We start from the raw sequence: 3,915 nt of genomic DNA, 5'->3' as shown, positions 1-3,915 counted from the left end.
CTAATAAATATTTTATTTTACTTCTTATTAATTAAGAATTTTAAATCATATTAATGATAATAATAAAAAATTCTAAACAAGATTAATTATTTAATTAGATTTTATTTAGTAAATAAATATTTTATGGAAAAATAAATAATGTTTATTGCGAATCATTATATTATGTAGAAGATTAACTCACCTCGCTCTAAGAGTATTAAAATTAATAATCTGTTAATTATGATCAAGATCAATTAAGAAAGTTGATCTTTTTGGAAAAATTTTTAATTTATATCCTTGCTTTTTTAATTAAAGAAGATTTATTTCCAAAAAATTGTTGGACTTAATTAAAGATTTAAATAATTATTCAAGATTGAGGTTATGATTTCCTAGCTTATGCTCAAAAAACTGCATATTAAAAAAAGTGATTACTAAAACCATTCATAAAATTACTTGTTTCTTTGTAATTAGTTTTTGAAAAAATGCTTATTATCAATTATTATTTTGATATTTGTTAGAATTTAATTATATTTTTTTTATAAATAACCAAAAAAATTTTCATTTTTAATATATTTGAAAAAAGTTAAATTAATTTTTAGAATTTTTAAAATTTAATTTTCATTAAAAAGATTTACAATTTTGTAAATTAAATTTCTTTAATAAATAATTAAAATTTTTTGATAATTATATTTATGCTGTTGATAAATACTGTTGATAAATCATCAAAAATAACTTTTTTATCTTGATAAAATAAAATTTTATTAAAATTAAATTCTTATTTCAAAATGAAGAAAATTTTTTCATGATCAAAATAAAAATTATATGATTTTATTATTTGAATAATTAATAAAAAACTAACGAGTGGTGACACGATGTTATTCTTAAGAAGAGGATAAATTATGGGTAATTCGGATGCTAGCAAATTTTTTTTGATTTAGATAGGGGGTTATTTGCACTTTTTATAATAAATATCAGAAAACAAATTATAATAAAAGATCAAAATGCAAATATTTTATTTATACAAATAAATTTTAATTAAAATTTATTTGTATAAATATTATTTTCAAATGAAAATTTAAGTGAATAATTGTATAATAATATTAAGTATTTTATATATTCATGAATTAAATTAATGTTTTAAATTTTACTTCATACAATAAAAATAATTGAATTCATAACTAGAAAGAACATTAACTGAATGCATTTAAAAAAAAAATTTTCCAAAAAATTTATAATTATTATTATTTTTACTTTAGGATTAATTATTTTAATGATTAATAATAAATTTAATGAGCAAGAATCATGGTTTGATTATAAAGATTCTCAAAATTCTCATAATAATCAAGAAGAACTTCATAATAATCAAGAAGAACTTCATAATAATCAAGAAGAACTAACAATTTTGGAATCAAAATCCGGTTTTGGTTCGAAAAATCATTTTAGTTATGGCATAAATAAAATTAAAATCACTTCAGCACGATTTAATAATATAAAAGATTATATTTTAGAAAATACTGATAATATTCCTGATGATTTAACGTCAAGAGAAATGTACGAAATAAATTCAATTCGTAATAAATATAAACAAAATTATCAATTTTTAAAAAATAAAAAATCTTATATTGATAAAAATAAAGCAGAACTTAATAAATATTTGGATGTTTATTGTAAATTTAGATCTTTAAAAGATCGTTTTAAAATGTTAGAAACAAAAATATATCGTCAATCTTTACAAATAAATGAATTGAAACCAAATGTTAAATTGGAATCTTTTTTAAATGAGAATAAAAATAATAATAATTTTGTTATATCTAATAAAGATTTATTAGAGAGTATAAAATCATCAATTCATGAAATTTCAGTTCATAATCCTTATAGGGCTGCTAGATTAGAACAACAACTTTTACATCAAGAAAAAGTTAAATCCGAATGGATATGGTTAAATGAAGATAATTATCCTGACAAATCTAAAAAAATAGATTTAACTCAAAACGATATATTATCATTTATTAATGAACTATCACTTATTAAATCGAAAATTACTAAATTAGAGCAAGATTTGTTTGAAAAAAGACTAATTATCGAAAAAATTTCGCAAAATCAACAAATAATAACTGAAGATTATGAAGAAAACAATCGAAAATATCAACAATTAATTATCTCGAATCTTAAATGTTTATATGACATTACTTAATTATAAGAAATAGTTTCGATATACTAATATAAAAGATTTTTTTATTTGATATCTATTCAAATGAGATTAAATTGATTAGTTCCAAGAATAAAGTGATTTTTTAGTATTCGAAGGAGCAAAAATTTATCCGGAAGGATAATAAAAATAATCTGAGTACCTGATGAAATATGGATTTACAATATGGAGGATATTTAGCTCAACAAATATCTCAAATAATAATTAATGAAATACAAGAAAAATAAAAAATAAAATTTTTATTAAATAATAAATTAACCGAGAAAATATTAATTTCTCGGTTAATTTTATTTAATATGCGGACAATATAATATAAAGAATCATATCTATTATGAATAAAAATTGCCAATTTGAAATTGCCATTATTTTGATTAAATATTTTTTAATAAATTGTAATAATTTCTGAATTAATTTAAATTATGATTATTTCTAATCATATTGTATTGATGTCTCGATAAAATTAAATAATTCAAGTGATTAATCTCATTTATTATATTATGTAAATCATTTTGAAGGTTGTCTAATTGCATTATACGTTCTTGAGCATTTAAATTATTGGCATGAAAGGTATTATCTAAACGAGTTATTAATCGTTTTTTTTCTTGTTCGAGCTCTTCTTTGTGGTTTATAATAGCATTTATATGTGTACCTACAGCATTTAAATTATAAAAGTTCACAGAATAAAACAATCCTATTAAAATAAAAATAAATTTAAACAACAATAATGGTTTATTATTTTTTATCATATTTTTCAACCTCTATTTTAAAATTTTTAATTTTAATAATAATTAAAAATTTTAACATTCTAAGATACAGTTACATTGTTAAACTTGATATTTTAATATATTTATATTTAATCTAAATAAAGTTATTCTTTAATTTTTATAATTTTTAAAAAATTAAATTTTTAAAAATTATAAAATAAGAGCTCGATAAGAATCGAAATTAGTTTATTTACAGACCAAAAAACCCCTGTTTATATCAAAAAAGAGGAAAAAATAATCTTATATATATTAATTTAAATTTAAATATTCCTATTGCTTCCGAGACAATTTCTTAATATGAATATTGATAGATTTCGCTATATAAAGGTGATTAACATTATGCGGCGACTAATCATCTGGAATAACTACTTTATCACAATCCACTTTTAAGAACTGCTGTAATTAACTATTCTTTCATGGAATGAACCATTATTATCCTTTTAGTGTTTATCAGCACTGGTGATTGGTTAGGATAATTGAATATTTAGTCCTCTCTTGATTATAATTAAATTCCTTCATGTTATTTAATAATTTAACATAAATAAAATTAAAATTTAGAAAATAAATTTTTATTATGATAAGATAATAAAAAAATTATTATTTTTCTTTATATTCCCAAAAAATAAACATATTAACAGAATTATTAGCCATATATTTTAATTCTTCTAAAGAATATTTATCATCTTCATCATCTCTAGTGCTTTCATCAAAAAAAACACCTAATAAATTTGTAGGTGGATTTTTAATTTTCCACATAATACAAAATTCTGCTACAGTACTGTTATAACAAGGACATGTTTGATTAAAATCAAAGTATTGCGCAAATGAAGCATGTGTTTTTAAAACATTAATATTACTTACAGTTACATTAACAATTCTAGTTCCTTGAATGATTTCTTCTTGCGATGGCGCAGCCATAATAATATTATTTGGATTATAAATTTTCATTAATGTTAATAAAAT

At 19.3% G+C, this 3,915-nt stretch carries 3 protein-coding genes; 1 reads left to right on the top strand and 2 read right to left on the bottom strand.

Annotated features, from left to right (window positions below):
- Positions 1-1,177 precede the first annotated feature (1,177 nt).
- Positions 1,178-2,173 (top strand): hypothetical protein, encoded by a 996-nt coding sequence (locus KHD59_RS02335; RefSeq protein ID WP_193622218.1) that lies wholly within the window; start codon positions 1,178-1,180, stop codon positions 2,171-2,173.
- A gap of 422 nt (positions 2,174-2,595) precedes the next feature.
- Here the strand turns inward: KHD59_RS02335 and KHD59_RS02330 are convergent, their stop codons facing one another.
- Both KHD59_RS02330 and KHD59_RS02325 read right to left on the bottom strand, forming a co-directional pair.
- On the bottom strand, positions 2,596-2,934 hold the full coding sequence (locus tag KHD59_RS02330; protein ID WP_213680332.1) for a hypothetical protein: 339 nt from the start codon (positions 2,932-2,934) through the stop codon (positions 2,596-2,598).
- A 615-nt stretch (positions 2,935-3,549) separates the two neighbouring features.
- Positions 3,550-3,915 (bottom strand): effector protein (locus KHD59_RS02325; protein ID WP_425326532.1); only part of this gene is annotated, 366 nt, incomplete at its 5' end.

This window comes from Sesame phyllody phytoplasma (assembly GCF_018390775.2).
Lineage (GTDB): Bacteria > Bacillota_I > Bacilli_A > Acholeplasmatales > Acholeplasmataceae > Phytoplasma > Phytoplasma australasiaticum.
Note: the sequence above shows the minus strand (reverse complement) of the source record. Positions and strands in the feature narration are given on the sequence as shown.

What these genes read in the sequence shown, in the direction of transcription:
- KHD59_RS02335 (WP_193622218.1), top strand. Translation starts at nt 1,178, where the DNA reads ATGCATTTAAAAAAAAAATTTTCCAAAAAATTTATAATTATTATTATT.
- KHD59_RS02330 (WP_213680332.1), bottom strand. Translation starts at nt 2,934, where the DNA reads ATGATAAAAAATAATAAACCATTATTGTTGTTTAAATTTATTTTTATT.